Below are 20,623 nucleotides of genomic sequence, written 5' to 3'. Positions count from 1 at the left end.
TATGCGGTGAAAACGAGACGGGGCCCGCAGCCTTCAGGCTGTGGGCCCCGCCCTGCGAGGGAAGGTGTTACGGCATGAGCTTCACGCGAGCGCTGCGCGCGGTCGGCGCTGCAGCAGCGGCGGGAGCGCTGCTCTTCGCGGCCGCGCCGACGGCGTCGGCGGACCAGGTGAGAGACGACCAGTGGCCTCTTACGGCGTTCTCTGCCGACAAGATCTGGAGCGTGGCAACCGGGAAGGGCGTCACTGTCGCCGTTATCGACGGTGGCTTCAAGACCGACCACCCCGACCTCACCGGCCAGTTCCTCAAGGGGAAGGACTTCATCGGAGGGGGCATCTCGAGCCAGTCCGGTGTGAACGAAGCCGATGTGGCACACGGCACCGCGATGTCCGGCATTATCGCTGGGCACGGTCATGGTGCGGGGAACGAGAGTGGCGTAAAGGGGCTGGCCCCCGATGCCAAGATCCTCCCCATCCGGTCTATCGGAGATGTCTCCGAAAATAACGCCACATACTTCGCGGAGCCGATCAAGTACGCCGTAGATCACGGTGCTGATGTCATCAACATCTCTCGTGGTGCGGATATTTCGGGTAATGACTCATCGGCGCTCAAGGCGGAACGTGAAGCCATCTCTTATGCCCTGGATCATGGCGTGCCCGTTGTAGCAGCATCAGGCAATGAGGGAAAGACGGGAGTTGAAAACCTGCTTGCCCCCGCTATCGAACCTGGCGTGGTTACTGTCGGTGCCGTCGATTCGCAGGGCAAGATCTGGAACAAGTCCAACTATGGGCCTCAGCTCATGCTTGCCGCACCTGGTGTGAAGAACGTCGCCCTAGGCCTCGATGCTGACGGCTACGACATGAATAATGGCACTTCTGACTCCACTGCCTATACCTCAGCAGCCCTGGCCCTACTCAAGCAAAAGTTCCCCGACCTTTCCGCGGGCCAGCTGGTCAACCGTCTCGTCAAGACCGCTGGCCTCCCCCCTTCCGAGAAGGGCGCGTCGCTCCCCGACGAGCACTACGGTTACGGCTTCATCCAGCCGCTGGCGGCGCTCACGAAGAACGTCCCCGCAGGCCCCAAGAATGGCCCGCTGAAGGTCGATGAACTGAATTCCGCCATCGCCAAGGACAAGGGCGGTGACACCTCGGCCCCGTCGTCCTCGTCGCCCGACGCCGCCTCCGACTCTTCGGACTCCGGCGGCATGAGCACCGGCCTGATCATCGGAATTGTCGCCGGTGTCCTCGTCCTCCTGGTGATCGTCGTGCTCGTTATCGTGCTCAGCCGCAAGAAGAACAACGGCGGCGGCCCACCCCCGCCCCCCGGTGGTGGCTGGGGTGGCGGCGGGCACCAGCCGTATCCGACGCAGCAGCCGTACCCGGGCTCGTACCCGCAACAGGCGCCTCAAGCGCCTCCCGGGCCGCCGGGCTCGTACCCCCAGGCTCCCTCGCAACCGCCGTACGGCCAGCAGTAGTTGCTACCGCCATAGGTACCGCCCTCGCGCCCCACGTCCGCCTCGGACGTGGGGCGCTTCGCTATTGCGCGAACCAGGGTGGGCCCTTCAAAGTGGGCCGACGGAGTTCTGGTCGGAAGAGATCGAGATCAGGGCCCGCCACGGAGGGAGTCAGCCCGCTTGCGTCCCACCCTCCGCCACAGCCGAGCGGTAATGCGCCTTGTGCGGGCCGACCGCCACAAGCACACAGAGCGTCAGTCCGATGACGACACCAGAGACCCCGATCACCCAGCGCAAGGCGCCCGGGATATCGAAGGTCAGCAGTGCAGCGCAGCCAACGAGTACCGCGGCGAGCATCAGGACGGACGGTGCCACGTACAGGGGCCACGCCGAGTGAGGATCCCAGAGGCGTAGAACGCGCGGCTCGCCGTTCTGCGCGGTGGCCTTGTCGATGGAGACGCCCTCGGTGGTCATCATCCGAGCGTCGTCGGGGTGGAGCATCCCGTGCATGACCCAGCCGTCGTCGGACACCAATGCCGCCGGAGTGTCGCTCTTGGAAGCCCCGTCGTTGTCGGCGTCGCCTCGGGCATCCCAGCAGAGCCAAAGAGGCTGGCCCGCCAGGGACTTGGGAACTTGATCCTCTGTGACGGAGACCAGGAAATGAGCGGTGCGTGACGATGGGGTCACCACCTTCAGGCACACCTGCTTCTTGGACTCCCGCACCGACATTCCGGTGCTGAGGAATGTCACGCGTACGGCCATGGAGGTCCCCCTCAGCCGGGAGAAGGAGCGGAAGCCGTAGGTGAGGGAGATGCCGAACAGGGAGAGGGCCAGGCCGATCGCCCAGGCGATGCCGATGACCCAGCGGGCGGAGGCGCGCAGGGTGAAGCCGTCCAATGCGAAACCGAGTGTGTCTTCGTCCCCTGCGACGGCGCCCAGTTCGGGCTGTGACGGGGCGTAGAGGACGGAGACGTCGATCTCTGGGTGCGGACGGTCGTCTGTACGTGGATGGACCGTTGCCGCCATGGAGTCCTCGCCCGCACCCCTGGGCAGCCTGACGACTGCCGTCGAGGTGTAGTAGCTGCGGCCGCGACTCGGATCGTGGAACTGGACGTCGCGGACCTTCTCCACCCGGACGTTGGCGAACTCTGCACCGGCATCTACGATCTGCTGCATGGGTGCCGGACGCTGAGGCGTGCCCATCGCCAGTGCGAGAAGGGTGACCAGCGCTGTACTGACGCCCAGGTACCAGGCGAAGGACCGCGCCATCATGCCCCGTCGTGAGGGCAGCGCCCGGGGCGGCTGCTGCGGCCCCGTGGCAGGAAGTCCGCCCGTCTCCACGGAACCGGAGAACTCGGCGTGGGCGATCGAGGAGTACGGCTGCCGTCCCCCTGCCGAGCGCTGGAAGGCGGCGAGACCACCGACGCAGACCAGTGCGCACCCGAGGGCGAGGAGGATCGCCGTCCTGCGCCACTCCGGATTCGCGGAAAAGAGCCACAAGGGCAGGATGGGGGCAAGGGTTGCCAGCCCGAGCGCGGCGAATCCGACACCGGCCCTACGGGGGCCCGGACCCACCCGACGAAAGGCGGGCGCGGTAGTGCTTGAAATGTGGTCAGCCGAAGACATCTCGTACCTCATCGGTTGCTGAGGCATCTTGCCCCTTAGGTCCCTGCTTGGCGCCTGGCGGGACGTCCTTGGTCTGGTCGTCGAGGTCTTCCAAGTTGTCCTTGGCGTCGTTCGCCGCGACCCCACCGGCAACGGGGACGGCCGTACCCCACGCAGTGTCTCGCGCCGCGTCGTGACTCTCGGGGGTATGCGTTCCCCTGAGGTCGTTTGCGATATCGCGAAAGCCTCTGTCGACGCTTCGCATAGTGCCGCCCGCGCCACCGGCTGCCCCTCCGGTGACGGCGTCGATCGCGGCTTGCCGCCCGTCGAACTTTTCGTCCCCGATCGCGGAGTTCAGAACGTCGCCGCCGACTCCGCCGGCTGCACCGCCGGCGATGCCGCTGATGACCTCGCCGCCGCCCAGGCGGGTTGCGGCTGAGGCAGCTCCGGTACCGAAGGTCGCACCGGCGATGCCTCCCCTGAGGTTGTTCTCGACCTCGAAACCCTTGCCGCTGAGGAGGCTGGTGGCCATACCGCCGACGGTGCCGGTAGTGGCGTTCAGCGCGAAGGAGGACATCAGTTTCGCCATGACAGCGGTGACTCTGCTGAAGTCTCTGAAGGCCTTATATGCGTTGGCAATCGTCCGCAGTATTCGGCCCAGCATGTTGGCCGCACTCAGAGCCTTTTCGGCCAGCATCGCTATGCGGGCAGTGCCGACTGCGGCGGATACGCCGAAGGTGAGGAAAGACATACCGACCGAGACTCCGACGGAGATTCCGATCTCTATGTAGATGTCCTCGATCTCATTGTTGACCTCTTCGATGGCGTCCGCGGCCTTTTCGAGGCCTGCGGCGGCTTCATCGAAGTTTTCCGTCACAAGGTCGGCGGCCTTGGCGCACTCATTCCAGTGTTCATGGAACGCTTCGGCGGCCGGGCCCCGCCATGCGTGCCCGACGGTGGCGTTGACCTGCTTGTCCAGAGCGCCAAAAATCTGACCGACCTCAGTCTTGAGGTGGCGCCACTGCTGAGCGGCCTGTCTCAGTTCATCCGGTCGGCCACCGGGATGGACGACCTCAATGCCGAGCTCAACTATCTCCTCGGCAACGGACTCGTCCCCACTCATCACTTGCCCCCGTGATTGCCGAACAGTGCGCCAACACCCTCGTCGTTGGTTTCCGTGTTCGCGGTTACCTGTCGTAGGCCGGAGCCGATGGCGTCGAGGTGCGTGTAGATGGACTTCATGGCATCGGTGACGTCTGCGGAGTATTCGATATACGCAGAGGTGACTTCCTCGGACTCAGTCAAGACGCCGAAACCATCACTGATCGCCTCCTCTCCGGTTTCCGCGGAGAATTTTCGGAGTGTCGATTCAAGGTCGTAGGCGTGCTGTTCAAAGCTCTTCGCCAACTTCATCAGTTGCGCATGATCGACGTACGATTCCTGGTCTGCCACTTGTCCTGCCCTTCTGCGCTCGATCCGGCCCTCGGCGCATGCGCCCCGTGCGCCACACCCTAGTTGGCGTTCCTTGGCCGCTGTCCTCGGTGCCGACGTAGGCGGTGTAGGTCCACGCGCGTTCGGTGTCGTATTCCTGCGCCCAGGGCAGGAGCTCGTCGATGTCAGCCTCGCCGAGGAACTCGTACTCGTAGGAGTTGTTGGTGGAGCGGTCCGGTCGGTAGCGGGCGATGCTCGGCGTCCGCTGCCCGGCCGGCCGTCAGTGCCGATCCGTGGCGCGCGGGTGTCCCGTACCCGCGAAGGTGATCCAGCAGGTCTCGCGGGCGATGTCGAGCAAATACCAGATGCGGCCGCCGCCGGTCACTTCGATCTGCCACTGCTCGCAGGTCTGCCCGCGGTGGATGCCGTGCGCCAGGCTGCCTTTGAGGCGGTGGTGTCGGGGTGTCTCGGTAGCTGGTCTGGCGGTGGTGCGCATGGTCACCCAGGCGCGGTAGGTGTTCTCACGGGCCTGTTGGGCGAGGCTCTCCCAGCCTTTCGCCGAGGCGGCATCGGCGAAGCGGACCTCCCAGTGGCCGTCCGCTGCCGGGGGCGCGGCGCGGTCCCCGCGGCCTGCGCTCACGCGGCACCTCGCGGGTCCGTTACGGGGCCGTAGTCCTCGCCGTGGTCCTTGGTCAGCGCGGCAAGCAACTCGGGATCCGAGTGGACCTCGGCGGTGTGCTGCCAGGAAATGAGGAGTTGTGCGACAGATGCGCTGTTACCGATGGAGTCGGCGGCGCGCATGGTGTCGACCAGTTCGACGGCGAAGGCGTGGAGATCGGGCTCGGGCAGGAAGCGGACCCATGGGAAGGCCTCCGGCAGTATGTCGAGGAGCAGTTCCATGCTGCCGGGCTCGCGGCGTGCCATTGCGGTCAGCATCCGGGTAGCTGCCGACACAACGGTCTGGTCCTGTTCGGCCCGTGCTGCGGTGGTGAGGACCAGATCCTCGCCGTCTCTGCGGTGCAGGAGCAGTCTGGGGGATACCTGGAGCCGGGCAAGCGTCTGCTTGTTCTTGTTGACCAACTCGGAGAAGTTCACTGCCGCGTTCTCAGCACTCATGGATTTGAAACTACTTTGAAACTGGGCGGCGCGCCATCACTCAAAAGAGGGCAGGCCCTTGCACCCCACGTGCCTGTCGATGTGACGGTGCCCGCCGGGTGGGGCAGGCGACCCCGTGAGGGCCGCCCCCCCCACCCCCGAAGCGTCAGTCGCTCATCTTGATGAGGGACGCCTCGTGCGCCTCGCTCGCGACCGAGCTCTTGCCGGTGTTGGAGACCGAGGCCAGGAACATGCGGTCGTCGTGCAGGTAGGGCATCGCCCAGGCATCGTGACCGAGGGCGCCGTCCAGGTGCCCGTAGTACTGCTCCTGCGTCTCGGAGCCGGACTTCGGGTCGAGGCTGACGAGATACATGGGGGAACCGTCGCCGCCGAAGGTCTCCTCCCGCCAGCCGGTGTCGTCCTGCTTCAGCGCCAGGAGCTCGTTCCCGGAACCCTGGACGAGCGAGTACTGCACGTCCTCACTGACCCCGGTGGACCAGACGCGCTTGCCGCTGTCGAGGTCGTACGCGTCGATCGCCGATCCCAGGGCCGAACCGTCGTGCTTCTCGGCGATGTAGAGCGTGTCGCCGATGACCTTCATCGCGGCCTGCGGGTCGCCCTCCGTCGCGGCCTCCTTCTGCGAGAAGAGGCTGCTGGCGGATGCGTAGGCGTCCTTGCTCTCCCCGAGGACCATGACGTTTCTGGCCTTGCCGTCGTCCCGCAGTACGGCGTACCCGTTCTCCTTCACGTCCTGTGGGACGCCGACGATCACCGGAGAGGTCGACACGACCGTCGCGTCCTCGCCGTAGTCCCACTCGCCGTCACCCATGGCGTAGGTCCACGTCGCCTTGCCGGTGGCCGGATCGACGCCGGCCGCCGTGGAGCTCTGGCCGTCCGGGGAGCCATAGGCCCAGCGGGTGGTGCAGATCTGAACTCGCACCAGCTGCTTGCCGCCGACGTACCCCTGGCCTTCGCACGCCTTGCCGCCGTACGTCTCCTTCTTGCTGTCCTTCCAGAGCACCTTGCCGGTGCGCAGGTCGTACGCGGTCTTGTCGTTGACGACGACCGTGCCGCCGCTCACCGCGGTGGCGGGGCCGTCCTGGCGCTTCGGGATCGTGTGCTGCCACAGCTTCTTGCCGGTCTTGAGGTCGACGGCGAACAGGCCGTTGCAGTCGTGGACCGCGCCGACGGCGAGGACCGCGATGTTCTCGCTGGACACGGAGGAGGCGTGGCAGATCGTGGAGGCTCCCTTGCCGGGGGCGGCCATGCCCCACTGAAGGTCCCCGCTGTCGGCATCGAGGGCGCTGATGCCGTCCGTCTGGGCGCGGACGACGTTGCTTCCCGTGAACCACGTGCCGAGGTAGTTCTGCGTGTCGGATTCGCCTCCGTAGTACGGAAGGCTCCACTCGACCTCGGTCTTGGTGGGGTCGAGCAGGATCCAGGCCACCAAGCCGAAGACGCCCGACATGATGACGCTGAGCACCAGGAGGAAGACCATCAGTCCCTTGCCCCGCTGTTTCCCGGGGGCAGAGGATGCCGGATGCATGGGCGTGAACTGCTGCGGAACGAAGCCCTGTTGGGGCTGTGGCGGTGCGTACGGCTGCTGTTGCTGCGGCGGATACGGGGAGTTGTACGGCTGCTGGCCCGGAGTGGGCGGCATGCCGTTGGAGTAGCCGGGCGTCGTCATGAGATCTGCTTCCTCACGTAGTCGGCCCAGGCGCTCTGGAACTCGTCCGTACCCATACCGGTGGCCTTCCGCAGCTGCGCGTCCATCCCCTTGGGGGTCTTGTACTGCTCGGCCACGAAGGCGAGGGCCTTGTCCTCGCCGTACTTCTCGGCGATGAAGCGGATGCCCAGCCAGCCAAGGGTGTAGTGCGCGCTGTTCTCCGCGTCGTCCGGGCTGTGGAAGTCCTCGCTGAGGGGGAGCTTGCCGTCGAAGGGATCGACGTAGCTGCCCGCGTAGTACCTCTTCAGGGAGCGCAGTTCCTTGGTCGCCGCCGAGGGATCGTTCCGCATGGCCATGTATTCGGCGAAGCCTTCCACGACCCACAACTGGGACTGGCCGTCAGGGCCCGTGAGTGGCTCCACCATGGTGTGCGCCAGTTCGTGGTGGCTGATCTCGAGGACGCTCGCGGCATGGTCGGGGCGCTGGAACCGGCTCTGCGCGGTGTCCATGACGATGCGGGCTCCACCGTTTTGAACGTTCACCTTGGCCTTGGTTCCGCCTGCCGTCACCGCCGGCATCTGGATCGAGACGCCGGCCTCGGCGATCGACTCGTCCTCCTCTTCGCCGGAGCCCTCCCGGTACATGTGCTTGTACACCTTGCGGTTCTTCTCGAGGGTGACGACGAAGCCGGGCATGGTGTGACCGCTCTTGGGGCCCTTGGCGGCCCAGACCGCGAGGTTGTCCGTCGCCGCCTTCTCGATGTACGGGGCGAAGCGACGGGCGTCGGCCGACTGGGCGGAGTCCGACATGATCACGGTGTGCGGCTTGACGGTGACGGCCATCGAGTCGTACGCGTCCCAGGGCGCCGGGTAGTTGGTCATCTCGCCGTAGCCGGGGATCTCCGGAGTGGACGGGCCCACCGCGGTGACCTTCAGGTCCGCGTTCTCGGTCTTCTTCTCGACCGTCCAGCGGTACAGCTCGGCGACGGGGCTGGCGTCAGCACCCTTCACCTGGTGGACGAACGCCACTTCGACAGTGGCGGAAGCGCCCGCTCCGTAGTGGTCGACGGCCCGGCCGTCGATGTTGAGGTACTGGTACTCGGACACCGCGAACGGGACCTTGCGGAGGTTCGCGAACAGCGAGGCCTGCTTGTTCTTGAGGGCCGGCGAACCGCCTTCGAACGGCTTGAGGTAGGCACCCTTGTCGCCACCCGTGAGCGCCTTGGAGTGGTTCTTGAGGAGGCCGGCCATGTCGGCCTGAGTGATCTCGGTGGCCTGGCCGCCCTTGCCCGCCACGGGCAACGGGTCGTCACTGACCGCCTGCGCGATGCCGAACACCATGAGGCCGAGCGCGAGGACTGCGATTCCGCCGAAGGCAACGGTCACCCATTTGAGGACCGGGTTCACGCCGCGCGACGTATCGCTCGGTGGCGCGTTCGGCGGTCCCGGGGGCGCAGGCGGCGGAGACGGCGGCCTGGGTGGCTGTTGCGGGGGATACGACTGCCCGTATCCCTGCGGCGGTTGAAACGACATGGATCCCTCGTTATAGGGGGGACACACGTCCGTCCCCCGTGACGACGCTTGTCATGCATCCGGCTCAGGGGACGCGAACGTCATTCTTATCAGATACTTATATCGGCAACTCTGGTAACTCCCGTGGCGCCGAGTCCGGCAGGAGGGTCAGGAGAGCCCGGACAGGCGGCTGCCCCGGCCTGGGGTTTGTGGCAGCTGTGCGCTTCGGGGGCGTGCGTCGGTTACCTGGCTTCCGGCCGCATTTGGAAGGGGGTCAGGGCTTTGACCGAAGTGACCGGAACAGAGGTTGAGCGTGGCCACGATGAAAGAACCCGGTGTGTGAGTTCCCGAGAGCGACTGAACTCCCAGGGTTCGGAAGTCAGTCGGATGAGTGGTGCGGTCAGCCGCGCCGAGGTCTGGGACGCCGTGCATCATCAGGGCAGCAGAACGGGCAGCTGGCCGCAGGGTATTGAGGCCGGCCTGTGGTTCGCGGGGGGACAGGCTCTTCGGCGCGGCGCGGCGCCGCGTTCGAACCCGGCAGTGGCGAGCTGCTGATCATGCAGCCCAACGGTTGGAATCTCTGGGCCCCGGAGAGGAAGAGCGCTGGTGCTGAACGCATCGCGCGGGCCCGGAGGGCAGGGATCAGACGCCTTCGGATCCGGCGGCTGGTGCGAGTGAATGGGTGTCGCGAGAGCGACGCGCACCCTGCTTGCTCAGTACGTGAGCGGGCGCACTACGCGAGTAGGGCCCCGCCCCCTCCTCAGAACAACCCGTGCCACATCTGCTCGATGATCAGGGACCACCAATTGTCCGGCTCCGACAGGGCGTTCGGGTCGATGGTCAGGAGGCGGGTCTGGAGGTCGGCGACGATGTTGCCTGCCGTGTGCGGGTCCGCGTCGACCATGTGGCCGCGGGTCGCGTACAGGGTGGCGAGGGAGTACGCGAAGGCGGCGACCGAGGAGTTCACGTACTGGAGGCGGCCGTCGAGGGGCAGCGCCGCCCAGACCTGGCCGGTGTCGCGCTGCACCGTGATCACGCATACGCCGTCGGTGCCGATGCGGGTGTGCGTGGCGAGGGTGTTGGCCGCGTCGGGGGACAACTGGACGCCTGTGCCGATGAGGTGGGTGCGTACGTCCGCGAACATGCCGCCCATGACGGGCGGGACGCCGGGCGCGTCCGTGTCCGCCAGGAAGAAGAGGGGGACGTCCGCGGGGAGGCCGGTGGTGGCCAGGGTCGTGCGCGCCGCGTCCGGGAGGGCCGCCGTGGCCAGGAGCTGTGGAGCGTAACGGCGTACCTTCTGCTCGCCGAAGACCTGGGTGAGCAGCGGGCCGAGTTCCGCGTCCGGCAGGACATGCGTGGGCGGTACGGGGTGGGGGAGCGGGGCCCGGGACGGTTGCGGCGGGGCTTGCTGGCCGGCGAGTTGGGCCATCATCTGCGCGTGCGAGGTGAGCGCGGTGATGCCCTCGGTGCGGGAGGCCTGGTCCCGGCCGTAGGGGTGGGCGTGCGAGTGGGAGGCCTTCGGGAACGTGGACAGCAGGACGTTCGCCGTGTAGCCGCCGGGGAAGTAGCCGGGGGACAGGTCCGTGTGGATCGCCACGACGTTGTCCACGGGCACCCGCAACTCGCCCAGTTGCGCCATGCCCTGGTACTCGGCCGGTGGCTTGCCGGGGGCCGACACGGCGGTGACGTAGGCCTCCTGGCCGGTGCGCGGGTCGACGTAGGTGAACACGGCAGTGTTGCCCGGGCCCGTTGCCGGGCGGCCGCGTGGTGGGTCGGCGGGTGCCGGAGTGGGGGCCGACTGGTGCGGCTGCGGCTGCGGCTGCGGCTGCGGCGATGGCGCGGGCGGCGCCAGCGGGTAGTCCACCACGGTGGGTGTGGGTGTGGGTGTGGGTGTGGGTCGGGAGGCCGTGGAGTTCGGGCCCCGGGCGGTCGAGCCCAATGCGTCCGCGTACTGCGCGAGTCCGTCTTCCTCGAACGCCGACGCCAGCATCCGCGCGCGCTGCGCCGGCCCCGCCTGCGTACGCGTCATCAGCGGTGCGATCCGCAGATACGTACGTCCCGGAGCCGGCAGCGACGCCCGCGCCCGGTCGTCCGGGGCGATCTCCTCCAGCGCGGCCCGCAGCACCACCGGGTCCGCGTGCACAAGGAGCCACGGGTCCTTGAGCAGGCGCGGCAGCTGGCCCGCGCCCAGGAGGTGGCCGACGATGCCGTCCCTGACGTAGGGGTCGGCCTGCTCCCAGCCCTCGTCGGGCACCCGCTCGGCCAGCTCCATCGCGAGGCAGAGGTGGGCGGCGCGAACGTCCGGCAGCGTGGCACGGAGAGCCTCGGCGAGCGCCGGGTGGGTGAGGGCGACGAGGGTGGGCTCCGCTTCGTCCTCGTCGTTCACCGTGGTGACGAACGGGCCGGCGAGGAGCATGCCGCCCGCGATGTCCTGCGACAGGTCGCGCGCGGCCAGCGCCGAGGCCAGTGGTGCCCACAACGGAAGCGGCAGTCCTTCGCCCTCGGCCAGGGCCAGCGGAGCGAGCATCGCCGACAGGAGGGCCGGGTCGGCGCCGAGGCGCTGGGCGTGCATGGCCACGGCCTCGGCGGGACCTGCGGGGAAGAGAGCGGCGTTGGGCGGCGGTTCCGGCGCCAACAGGTGTGCGCTGACGGCCAGTTGGGCGGTGAGGCGGCTGCCTCCCGGGCCCGCGGCCGTCCGTGACGCGATGCCCTGCGCGAGCCAGAGCCGCATCTGCGGGTCGTCGGTGAACGGCAGCCGGGGCGCCCCGAACGTCGGGTCGAGCGCGATCTGCGTCTGGAGGGTGAGGCCGTGAAGGTCGGCGTGCTCGGGCGCGTCGAGATCGATGACCTGCGCCGTCCCGGCGGGGAGTGCGGCGGCGATCTCGGCGGCCACCGCGCGCGGGACCTCGGCGAGCAGTCGTACGGAGGGAAGCCCCGCGAGCGGCAGCAGCAGCTCGCGCGCCATCCGCTCGGCCCCGCGCCCGGCCCGTACGGGACCGGCCTCGGCCACGTCGGGCACGACGATCACGTGCTCGCTCGCGCCCAGGGCCTCGTAGACCTCCGCGTCGCGCGCGACATTGATCCCGTAGTGATCGGCGAGCAGCCACAGCACCTGCGCGGGCGTGCGTCCCGCGGCGCTCGGCACGGCGGGCGCGGGCAGCGCCGGCGGGACCGTCCACGGGTCGAGGCGCGAGAGGTCGATGCGCTCGCGGTGGCCGGGGTCGCACAGCATCAGGAAACCGGTCAGCAGACGCGAACTGCCGCACCCCGGGGACCCGGTGAGGAGCGCGACGCGCGGCGCGTCCGGCACGGCGGCCCGCCAGACGGCGAGCGCGCGCAGGGCGGAGGCACGGCCGCCGATGAACGGATGCGGCTCGTAGGCGACCTGCTGCGGCCCTGCCATGGGGTGCTGCTGCGGCGCCGCCATGGGGCTGTTCTGCCAGCTCACGACTCTCCCTGGTTCCCCGTAAACACGTGCCTGCTCACTCTACGGGCGAGCTCTGACAGCGGGGTACGTGAGGCCGACGGGGGTTGTCCGGGCGTCAGTGCGGCTTGGTAAACTCCGCGCAAAATTACGTCTGTTGAGGCACGCGTGGGCCTACGGATGTACGGCGACACGGGGGAGATGCCGCCATGGCGATGATGTTGCCGGACGAGCTGGCGTGGTTGCTGGAGATGTTGGGCTTCGATTGGCCGACGGCCAATGAGGACCACATGATGCAGTGCGCGCAGACGTGGCGGGACTTCGGGGCGCAGGTCGGGGACATCCAGTCGGATGCGGTGCGCTCGGCGGGCAATGTCACGTCGGACAACTACGGCGAGTCGATCGACGCGTTCGTCGAGAAGTGGGACAAGTTCTCGGGCGGGTCGGGGTATCTGGACGATGCGCGGCAGGCGGCCGAGGTGATCGCGTCGGTCTTCGACGTCGCGGCGATGCTGATCATCGGGATGAAGATCGCGGTGATCATCCAGCTGATCGTGCTGGCGATCCAGATCGCGGTGGCGGCGGCGACGGCGGTGGTCACGTTCGGGTTGTCGGGGGTGGCGTCGGCGGCGATGACGCAGGCGTCCCGGGTCGCGATCCGCAAGATTTTGAAGGAGGCCGCGCAGGCGCTGATGGAGGCGGCGCTGGAGGCGGTGAAGGAGCCGTTCGTCTCCGCGCTGGAGGAGATGAGCAAGGATCTCGTCGCGCAGACGGTGAACCAGAACTTCGGTGCGCAGGACGGCTACAACCTGGGCCGGACGGCGGATGCGGGCAAGACGGCGGTCAAGGACGGCTTCGACAACTTCGGCTCCACGTTGGGTGAGTCGCTGCGGGACGGGGCCGGGGGCCGGGCCGGGTCGCATGCGCGGGGCGGGCTGGACAGTGCGGCGGGGAACGGGGCGTCTTCGTCGGGCGGGACGGACGCGGATGCCGGGGCCGGGGCCGGGGCCGGTGATGGTTCCGGTGGGGCTGCGTCCGGCGGGTCGACCGGGGGCGGCTCGGGCGGTTCCGGTTCCGGTTCCGCTTCCGGTGGTTCCGGGGCTGGTTCCGGGGTGTCCGGGGTCGGGGGTGAGGGAGGCGGTGCGTCTGGTGGATCCGTTTCCGGCGGCGCCGGTGGAGCGGAGACAACAGGCCGTAGCCATACGGGAGTTGGGGCGCAAGCGGGTTCGAGTGTTGACGCCGGATCGGCCCCGGCCCCGACCCCGCCCCCTTCTTCGGCGCCGTCGTCCGACCGGCCGCTGACCCCGTTCGACGCGGGCTACAACGAGCAGCAGCCGACGCCCGGATCCTCCGCGAGCCCGTCGAGTTCGCCGGACGCCGCACCGTCGTCCGGAACGCCGGACGTGTCGACGGGTACGGGCGCGGACGCGCAGCGCAATGGCGGCGGCGAGACGGCCACGCCCGCGCCCGCCGCGCCGTCGGACCCGTCCTCCGCGGTGCCGCACGCGCGCGTGGACGCGGACGTGACCACGCCCTCGCCCGCGCCGACCTCCACGCCGGACACGTCGCCGCCCACCGGGCAGCCCGATCCGTCCCAGGGCATCAACACGGCCTCGGAGAGCGTCGCCCCGACGCAGGAGACCAACGGCCCCGCCGCACACGCCCCTTCGCCCGACCGCGGCAACGACCCGTCCCAACCCACGGCGACGGTGACGGCGACGGCGACGCCGGCGGGCACCCCCACGCCCACCGACACCTCGTCACCCACGCCCACCTCCGCCTCTACGACGCCGGGCTCCATACCCGGCGCGGGTGCGGGCGCCCACACGGGCTCCGACTCGCCCTCGCGTACGTCGGCCAGCCCCACGTTCCACTCCCAAAGCGCCACGGCCACCGAGGCCCACGCCCCGACCCGCCCCGCACCCACGGCGAACCCGACGCCCACCGGCGACCAGCACCCCACCACACCGGCCCCGAACCAGACGCCGAACGTCGCACCGACCACGACCCCGGGCCCGGTCACGAACACCCCCACCACGCCGACCCAGGGCCCGTCGCGCCAGCCCACCCCCACGACGACGCATCCCCGTACGGACACACCCCGTGCCGAGGCCCCCCAACGCACGACACCCACCCCCACACCGACCCGCCGCGAGCCGACAACCCCCTCGACGCCCCGCCCCAACACCCCGAACCAGCCCGGCGGCTTGTCGTCCACGCCAACCCCGAACCAGCCTGCCAACCAGACGCCGAACCAGCCGTCGAATCAGGTTCCGAGCCAGACGCCGAACCAGCCGACCAACCCGGCCCCAAGCCAGACGCCGCAGCACACTCCCAGCCAGACGCCGCATCAGCCTGCGAACCAGATCCCGAACCAGGTGCCGGTCCAGGTCCCGATCCACACCCCGAACATCAACCCCGGTACCCAGCAGCCCAGTTCGAACGGCCACCCCGCGCAAACCGCCTCCGACACCGCGCCGCCCAAGCAGGACCAGCCGGCGCCGCTTTCGCAGGGCCAGAGCCTCCAGCAGATCCGCGACAGCCTCAACCACGCCCCGTACGGCCTGCTGACGCCGGACCCCGCCCACCAGCAGGCCCTGGCCGACGCCGTCCCCCGCAACGAGGACGGCACGCCCCAGCGCCACCCCGACCCCAACGGCGAATGGGCCCAACTCCAGAACGACGGCGGTCTCCAGCAGCCGGGCCGTTCCAACAACTGCCTCGACAACGCCCGCGCCGGCCTGTCCACCTGGTTCGGCGACCCCCAGGTCTCCGCGCCCCGCACCCCGGACAAGAACCAGGACGGCTCGCTCGACACGATGTCGCCCGAGCGTGACTCGTACAACAACCTCGACGCCTGGGCCGGCCGCCCCCAGATCTGGGCCGGCGACGACCACCCCAACCCCTACGGCCGCATCGCCAGCCACCTCCAGGAGGCGGGTCCCGGCTCGGCGGCCGTGGTGGGCGTGCAGTGGCCGGGCGGCGGCGGTCACGCCTTCAACGTCTACAACCACAACGGCCAGATCATCTGGGTCGACCACCAGACCGGTGAGGTCAGCCCCAACCCCATCCACACCGGCGCCGCCGGCGTCCGCTACGTCCCCTTCGACCCCAACGGCCAGACCATGGACGCCCCTTGGGAGAAGAAGGACGAGACGGCGGAGGAAGGGGACCAGAAGCAAGAAGACTCGCAGTCGCAGGGGGTCCAGAAGCAGAACGGGAACCAGACACAGTCCCCGCAGGGCCCGACCGCGAACCAAGCCGACGATTCCCCGCAGAGCCCGACCGCGAACCAAGCCGACGATTCCCCGCAGAGCGATACGACTCCCGCCACTCCCACGCCGCCGGGCCCCGGCGGCGACACCCCGGCCCATGGCCCGAGCCCCGACTCCATGGCTGCGACCACGTCCCCGGCCGGCTACGGAGCGGCGCCCTCCGAAGCCGACGGCAACGCCTCCCCGCCGAAAGGCCCCGCGCTCACACCCCATCCAGACGACTCGGATCCTTACCTGGAGCGAGAGGGCCCCGCGACTCTCCGGCCCACGACTTCGGACGACCCCAACTCTCCAGGGCTTCCCCCGGACCCGGCGCAGCAGGCTCTTCGTGCCCGCAATCCCGTGTTCCAGGTGCAACACGAACGAGTTGACGCGCAGATCGACAAGTGGGCCGATCCGAACCACCCTGCTGCCCACGACGGTGTCAGCCCTCTCGCGAATGTCCTCAGACAGACGGCGGGGCAGACGCCCGACGGCACTCCCATGACATTCGACCGCGAGAGGCTCAGGCTGGCCCTCCCGGGCTTTGACGGCCTGAACCGCGGCGAGCAGATGCATGTCGTGAGCACTCTGGCGCGCCTGAGTCACACCTTCCACGAGCGGCACGGTGTGAGCGGTTACGAGGAGTCCCCGGACCGCACGGTCTCGGCAGCCGCCGAGAATCGCAGGGAGGCCAAGAAGACGGTCGGCAACGACCTGGCCAACAAGCACGGCCTGGGCGATTCTCCCCATGTCCCGGACCTCAGTGAGAAGAACTATGCCGTCATTGAAGTCGACAACGGGAACGGGGAAATAGAGTACGTAGTCGACTCCTCCATACCGACGGGCTCTCCGGGGGAAATATCGGCGCGCCATTCGGAAGACCATCTCATGCAGTGGGTCGAGGAAAGGAATCGCCGGGACGGAAACGGTGAGAGAAAGATCGTCGGTCTCTACACCGAGCGTGAACCTTGCGGAAGCAAGAAGGGTGGCCGAGGGTCATCGAACTGCTCGTCCTTGCTGAAGAAGAACCTCGCGGCCGACGTGCCCATCTACTACAGCTCCACGTATCGCGTGGACGGGGAGGTCGTGGCCGAAAGGCGAGAGATCCGCGCCGACGTTCAAAGGGCCGCCCGTGAGATGATTGCGCAGAAGCATGGGGTGAAGGGTGGAAAAATGGACAGGGCGGATCTCAACGCCCTTGCGTCCGGGGTGGATGAGCTGAGTCCGAAGACTCCCGCGGAAGAGCGAATGAACGAGGAGTTCAGGGAGCGCGTCCTGTCCAAGGTTGAGAATTTGTACGACGCCCTGGCCCAGGAACTCGGTACGCAGAACAAGAAATGACGCAATGTCGGGGAGTTTCAGTTGCCTGAAAATGTGTTTCCTGAAAATGTCCATGAGTTCTTGAGTTCGGACATCAGCGCTCTGCTCGCCTCTGCCGAGCGCAGTTACGCCCCCCGGGTGGAACTCCCGCTCCCCGTCCACTACGCCTTGCAGCTGTGGCTGGCAGGCGTGCGTCCTGCGGACCGGGGGGAGTGGGCTGCGTGGTTGCATCTGGCCGCCACGGCCCACGCCGATGCCGAAGTCGCCGCCGAGATCGACGACTTGCCGACAACGCTCCCCTGGCGCGTGCGCTGGCACCACTGGCGGCCGCCGGGGGCCGTATCGTTCGACGGCTGGCTCCCCGGCCCGATCGAGCGGATCGAACCGGCTCCCACGGACTGGTCCCCGGACGGGCGCCCCGCGGTGATCGGACGCGAGTACGTTTCCGATGAGTCGCCCCACTGGGCCTGGGACGCGGCGAGCGGTCGACCGCTCGCGGGGCCCAGTACCGGTCCTCTGCCGACCCCTGGGCAGTCGAGTCCCATCGGCACCTTCAACGAGTTCACGCTGCCGCTCTGGACGGATCTTGGGGGGCCCTCGCGGTGTCTACCGCTCGTTACGGGGCACCTGCGCATGGACGGCCTCACTGGTCCCACGATCTACTGCTCGCCCGGCGGCGTGTTCGCCATCGACTCCACTACGGACGACCCGCTCACCTCGGCGTGCACAAATCCTCCGGAGAGGCCGCAGACGCGTACCTTCCCCTTCGACGTGGTGCCCGGTTTCGACGCCAGGACGTACGGCAGGCACCCGGACTTCCCCGCCTTCGAGGCCGCGGACTTTCACCGCGTGCCCCCGGCGGACCTCCCTACGAGCATGGGCGACCACGCGAGCCGGGAGACGCTCGTCGAGGTCGGTGTCCCGGTCTTCCGGCGCCACCCGCTGGAGCTGACACCGCCGCGCCGGCGGCCGCACGCTTCCACCGACGAGGACGACGGCACCAACGGCACCGACGACCTTCTTCCCATCGGCTCACTGGAAGGCGGAACGCTGGTCATCGAGTGCTCCACCGGGGTCGTCTACCGCCTGCCACCCGGATCCGACGGCACCCGGCTCGGCCCCTGGCATCCGGACGAGAACACCGACGCCGAGGAACGAACCACCCCGTGGTTCGAGGCAGTCAACACCCTTGAGGACGTCGAGGGCCCCGAGGACGACACGTACGTCACGTGGATCGCCCCCGACCTCGCCACGTTCCTCACCTTGGCGTCCAGGTACATCGGTATCCGCTCCCAACTCCGCATGACCACAAGCGGTTTGGAGCTCGACACGTTGTCCGCACGGATCGAGGTCGGCCTCGGCAGCGCTGTCCCCATGGCGATGTTCAGCTGGTGGACGGCGACTCTCAAGAGCGTTGTGTGAGCAGCAAGGGCCTGCAAGGGGCGCAAGGGCCTGCAAGGGGCGCCAGGAGTGGGTGGAAGCATGCACCGGTGAGCCGGGACCTCGTTTCCCGCCATCGGCATCGAAGGCGGCGGGTACCAGGGGAAGGGCGGTGCCGTCGGTCGGAGTCCCGAGCCCGCCGAGATCTTTGCCGGCGCCTACGGCCAACGTGGGCGGCGCCCACTTCTGGGAGGCGGCCACCGGGAGCCTCGCGGATCACTACGAGCCGTAGAGAGCACGTAGAGAGCACGTAGAGAGCTCAGGATGAGCCGCAGCCCCCTGGTCGGCTAGGGTCGCGGGCATGACACGTACGGGTGGAGACGGCACCGGACTGCAGTGGGAGGCGGACTTCTCGCGGAAGTGGGAGACCGAGCTCCCGCCGGAGGAGCGCGCGCTGGCGGAGGAGCGGGAGCGCGTCGCCGAGGCGGTGCGGCGCGAGCGGCTGCGGGGGATCGTGTGCGCGGCCGTCTTCCTCGCGGCGGCCGTCGCGGCGCTCATCGGACAGGCCGTGGGGAGCGCCGGTGCGGTCGCGATCGGTGCCAACGCCCTGGGGGTCGTCGGCGGCTGCGGCGCGCTGTGGCTCGCCGTGCGCGGCGCGGGTGGCATGGGACGTAAGGGGCTGTGGCTGATGGTCGGCGCGCTGCTCGTCATCGGGGTGGGTCAGGCGATCTGACCCGCGCCACGGGCCCCCGCCTCGTACCCGCCCGGCAGGCCCGCCAGGCGGGCCCGGCCCCCGTCACGTCATCTTGCTCATGCTGGAGATCGTGCCGCCCCCGCCCGCCGCGAAGTCGACGTCGTTCTGTTCCTGGCGGATCAGCTGCTCGTTGAAGGACTCGTTCTCGCTGTGGTTCTTGGCCATCGCGCCGAGCGCGCCGCCGATGTTCGTCAGCTCCTGCGCGAGGTGCTGCATCGACTCGAACATGCCGGTCTGAAGCCCCTCGTAGGCGATGCCGAACTTCTCGCCGATCTCGTCGTCGCCCCACGGCGGCATGTCCGCCTTGTCGGCGAAGCTGGTCAGCCCCTGGACGAAGCCCTCCACCTGGCCCTTCTCGGGCGCGGGTGCCTCGCCGCTGGTGGGGGCGCAGGCGTTCACGGACGCCAGGCCGTTCTGGAGGGCGGCCGCCGCCTTGGCGAACGCGGTCCCGAAGTCCTGGAAGTTCGCGCCTTCCGTGGCCAGGGACGTCGTATCGGTACGGAATCCTTCGCGGGGCATGAGTGTCCTCTCGGGCTGCGGACGGGGCGGACAGACGGACAGACGGACAGACGAACAGACGGACGGGCAGCGGGTCAGAACAGGCCGTGCCACATCTGCTCGATGATCACCGACCACCAGTTGCCGGGATCGTCGAAGCACGTGGGGTCGAGCGCGATGAGGCGGGCCTGCAAGTCGGCGACCGCGGAACCGGCCTCGTACGGATTCATGCCCGGCATCGGCCCGCGCGTGGTGACGAGCGCGGCGAGGCAGTGGGCGAAGGCCGCGACCGAGCCGTTCACGTAACGGCCGCTGCCCGTCGCCGGGTTCGCCGCCCATACGCTGCCGGCCTCCTGCTGCACCGTGATGACGTACTGGCCGTCGGTACCGATCCGGGTGTGCGCGGAGAGGATGTCGGCGGCGGCGTCGGACAACTCGGCGCCGAGCTCCCGCAGATGGGTCGCCGCGTCCACGAACAGGCCGCCGCGCGGAGGGTCCTCGGGCCGGTCCGCGGTGAAGAAGAAGCGGACGTCGGCGGGGAGGCCGGGGCTCTCGAGCACCGCGCGCGCGGCGTCCGGGAGCGCGGCCGAGGCGAGCAGCTCCGTCCCGTAGCGCTGTACGGGAAGGTTCCCCGGGAGCTCGGCGGCCGGCGCCTGCGCCGAACCCGTCGGGGCCGGCAGCGGCACGCGGTGCGGGCGCGGCGGCGGCGCCTGGCCCGCGAGCCGCGCCATCGACTCCACCTGCGCGGTCAGCGCCGCGACGCCTTCCGCGCGCTCCGCCGGGTCCCCGCCGTACGGATGGCCAAAGGAGAGCGCCGCGTTCGGGAAATTCGCGCTGAGTGCGTCGAGTGTGTAGCCGCCCGGCAGGGAGCTGGGACTGAGGTCGGTGTGGACCGCCACCACATTGCTCGCGGGCACCTCCGCGGCGCGCAGGTCCGCCCACCCCTGGTACTCGACGTGCGGCAGGCCCGGTCCGGAGACGCGCGTCAGATACGTCTCCTCGCCGGTGCGCGGATCGACGTACGTGAACACCACGGTGTTGCCGGGCCCGGTGGCGGCGCGGGAGCCGCCGCTGTCCGGCTGCGCGGCCTGCCGTTCGTCCTGGTCGTGCGTGGTCACGGCTGGGTCTCCATCGGACGGGGTGGTGAACGGTCAAGGAAGGCGTCGAAGCGGCCGGCCGGCAAGGCCCTCGCGAAGTGGCCGAGGACCGCGGCGCGGTGACCGCGAAGTCT

15 protein-coding genes and 1 pseudogene are annotated in these 20,623 nt (G+C 68.9%); 5 read left to right on the top strand and 11 right to left on the bottom strand.

Going from position 1 to position 20,623, the window contains the following annotated elements; all coding sequences use genetic code 11:
• The first annotated feature begins 74 nt into the window (after window positions 1-74).
• Window positions 75-1,472 carry a S8 family serine peptidase gene (locus ACNYS0_RS12420; protein ID WP_422473239.1) on the top strand — a complete coding sequence of 466 codons (1,398 nt, stop codon included), beginning with the start codon at window positions 75-77 and terminating at the stop codon, window positions 1,470-1,472.
• A gap of 150 nt (window positions 1,473-1,622) precedes the next feature.
• Here ACNYS0_RS12420 and ACNYS0_RS12415 read toward each other — a convergent pair whose 3' ends face one another.
• The 8 genes from ACNYS0_RS12415 to ACNYS0_RS12380 form a co-directional block, all read right to left on the bottom strand.
• Window positions 1,623-3,077: a hypothetical protein gene (locus tag ACNYS0_RS12415; RefSeq protein WP_422473237.1), complete on the bottom strand. Its 1,455-nt coding sequence runs from the start codon at window positions 3,075-3,077 to the stop codon at window positions 1,623-1,625.
• Window positions 3,064-4,179, bottom strand: a complete 1,116-nt coding sequence (locus ACNYS0_RS12410; protein ID WP_422473235.1) for a WXG100 family type VII secretion target — start codon at window positions 4,177-4,179, stop codon at window positions 3,064-3,066. Before ACNYS0_RS12410 ends, ACNYS0_RS12415 begins: the two co-directional genes overlap by 14 nt.
• Window positions 4,179-4,508: a hypothetical protein gene (locus ACNYS0_RS12405; protein ID WP_422473233.1), complete on the bottom strand. Its 330-nt coding sequence runs from the start codon at window positions 4,506-4,508 to the stop codon at window positions 4,179-4,181. Before ACNYS0_RS12405 ends, ACNYS0_RS12410 begins: the two co-directional genes overlap by 1 nt.
• Window positions 4,509-4,767: 259 nt before the next feature.
• A complete protein-coding gene (locus ACNYS0_RS12400) occupies window positions 4,768-5,127 on the bottom strand; it encodes a hypothetical protein (RefSeq protein ID WP_422473231.1) in 360 nt (119 codons plus the stop codon).
• Window positions 5,124-5,603 (bottom strand): hypothetical protein, encoded by a 480-nt coding sequence (locus tag ACNYS0_RS12395; RefSeq protein ID WP_422473230.1) that lies wholly within the window; start codon window positions 5,601-5,603, stop codon window positions 5,124-5,126. Before ACNYS0_RS12395 ends, ACNYS0_RS12400 begins: the two co-directional genes overlap by 4 nt.
• Window positions 5,604-5,748: 145 nt before the next feature.
• Window positions 5,749-7,269 (bottom strand): outer membrane protein assembly factor BamB family protein, encoded by a 1,521-nt coding sequence (locus ACNYS0_RS12390; RefSeq protein ID WP_422473229.1) that lies wholly within the window; start codon window positions 7,267-7,269, stop codon window positions 5,749-5,751.
• Window positions 7,266-8,654 (bottom strand): hypothetical protein, encoded by a 1,389-nt coding sequence (locus ACNYS0_RS12385; protein WP_422473227.1) that lies wholly within the window; start codon window positions 8,652-8,654, stop codon window positions 7,266-7,268. The genes ACNYS0_RS12390 and ACNYS0_RS12385 overlap by 4 nt, the downstream gene beginning before the upstream one ends.
• An 865-nt stretch (window positions 8,655-9,519) precedes the next feature.
• Window positions 9,520-12,207, bottom strand: a complete 2,688-nt coding sequence (locus tag ACNYS0_RS12380) for an SUKH-4 family immunity protein (protein WP_422473226.1) — start codon at window positions 12,205-12,207, stop codon at window positions 9,520-9,522.
• A 185-nt stretch (window positions 12,208-12,392) separates the two neighbouring features.
• Here ACNYS0_RS12380 and ACNYS0_RS44190 point away from each other — a divergent pair.
• Window positions 12,393-12,767, top strand: a pseudogene (locus tag ACNYS0_RS44190) (WXG100-like domain-containing protein); the annotation flags it as partial.
• A 734-nt stretch (window positions 12,768-13,501) separates the two neighbouring features.
• Here ACNYS0_RS44190 and ACNYS0_RS12370 read toward each other — a convergent pair.
• A complete protein-coding gene (locus ACNYS0_RS12370) occupies window positions 13,502-14,401 on the bottom strand; it encodes a hypothetical protein (RefSeq protein WP_422473223.1) in 900 nt (299 codons plus the stop codon).
• Between ACNYS0_RS12370 and ACNYS0_RS12365 the strand changes: the two genes are divergently transcribed.
• The 3 genes from ACNYS0_RS12365 (at window position 14,391) to ACNYS0_RS12355 (ending at window position 18,873) form a co-directional block, all read left to right on the top strand.
• Window positions 14,391-16,781, top strand: coding sequence for a toxin glutamine deamidase domain-containing protein (locus ACNYS0_RS12365; RefSeq protein WP_422473221.1), 2,391 nt, complete (start codon window positions 14,391-14,393; stop codon window positions 16,779-16,781). The two genes, ACNYS0_RS12370 and ACNYS0_RS12365, sit on opposite strands and share 11 nt — an antisense overlap.
• A 60-nt stretch (window positions 16,782-16,841) precedes the next feature.
• Window positions 16,842-18,182, top strand: a complete 1,341-nt coding sequence (locus tag ACNYS0_RS12360) for an SUKH-4 family immunity protein (protein WP_422473220.1) — start codon at window positions 16,842-16,844, stop codon at window positions 18,180-18,182.
• Between the two features lie 319 nt (window positions 18,183-18,501).
• Window positions 18,502-18,873 (top strand): hypothetical protein, encoded by a 372-nt coding sequence (locus tag ACNYS0_RS12355; RefSeq protein WP_422473219.1) that lies wholly within the window; start codon window positions 18,502-18,504, stop codon window positions 18,871-18,873.
• A gap of 63 nt (window positions 18,874-18,936) precedes the next feature.
• On the opposite strand, the gene ACNYS0_RS12350 is transcribed toward ACNYS0_RS12355, so the two are convergent.
• Together ACNYS0_RS12350 and ACNYS0_RS12345 are read right to left on the bottom strand one after the other, a co-directional pair.
• On the bottom strand, window positions 18,937-19,413 hold the full coding sequence (locus ACNYS0_RS12350) for a hypothetical protein (RefSeq protein WP_422473218.1): 477 nt from the start codon (window positions 19,411-19,413) through the stop codon (window positions 18,937-18,939).
• A 74-nt stretch (window positions 19,414-19,487) separates the two neighbouring features.
• On the bottom strand, window positions 19,488-20,510 hold the full coding sequence (locus ACNYS0_RS12345; protein ID WP_422473216.1) for an SUKH-4 family immunity protein: 1,023 nt from the start codon (window positions 20,508-20,510) through the stop codon (window positions 19,488-19,490).
• Window positions 20,511-20,623 lie beyond the last annotated feature (113 nt).

Origin of the sequence: Streptomyces anthophorae, from assembly GCF_049310305.1 — a bacterium.
GTDB lineage: Bacteria > Actinomycetota > Actinomycetes > Streptomycetales > Streptomycetaceae > Streptomyces.
This window is presented reverse-complemented; position numbering and strand designations above follow the sequence as displayed.

Coding starts and splice junctions, on each gene's coding strand:
- ACNYS0_RS12420 (WP_422473239.1), top strand. CDS start 75: ATGAGCTTCACGCGAGCGCTGCGCGCGGTCGGCGCTGCAGCAGCGGCG.
- ACNYS0_RS12415 (WP_422473237.1), bottom strand. CDS start 3,077: ATGTCTTCGGCTGACCACATTTCAAGCACTACCGCGCCCGCCTTTCGT.
- ACNYS0_RS12410 (WP_422473235.1), bottom strand. CDS start 4,179: ATGAGTGGGGACGAGTCCGTTGCCGAGGAGATAGTTGAGCTCGGCATT.
- ACNYS0_RS12395 (WP_422473230.1), bottom strand. CDS start 5,603: ATGAGTGCTGAGAACGCGGCAGTGAACTTCTCCGAGTTGGTCAACAAG.
- ACNYS0_RS12390 (WP_422473229.1), bottom strand. CDS start 7,269: ATGACGACGCCCGGCTACTCCAACGGCATGCCGCCCACTCCGGGCCAG.
- ACNYS0_RS12355 (WP_422473219.1), top strand. CDS start 18,502: ATGACACGTACGGGTGGAGACGGCACCGGACTGCAGTGGGAGGCGGAC.
- ACNYS0_RS12350 (WP_422473218.1), bottom strand. CDS start 19,413: ATGCCCCGCGAAGGATTCCGTACCGATACGACGTCCCTGGCCACGGAA.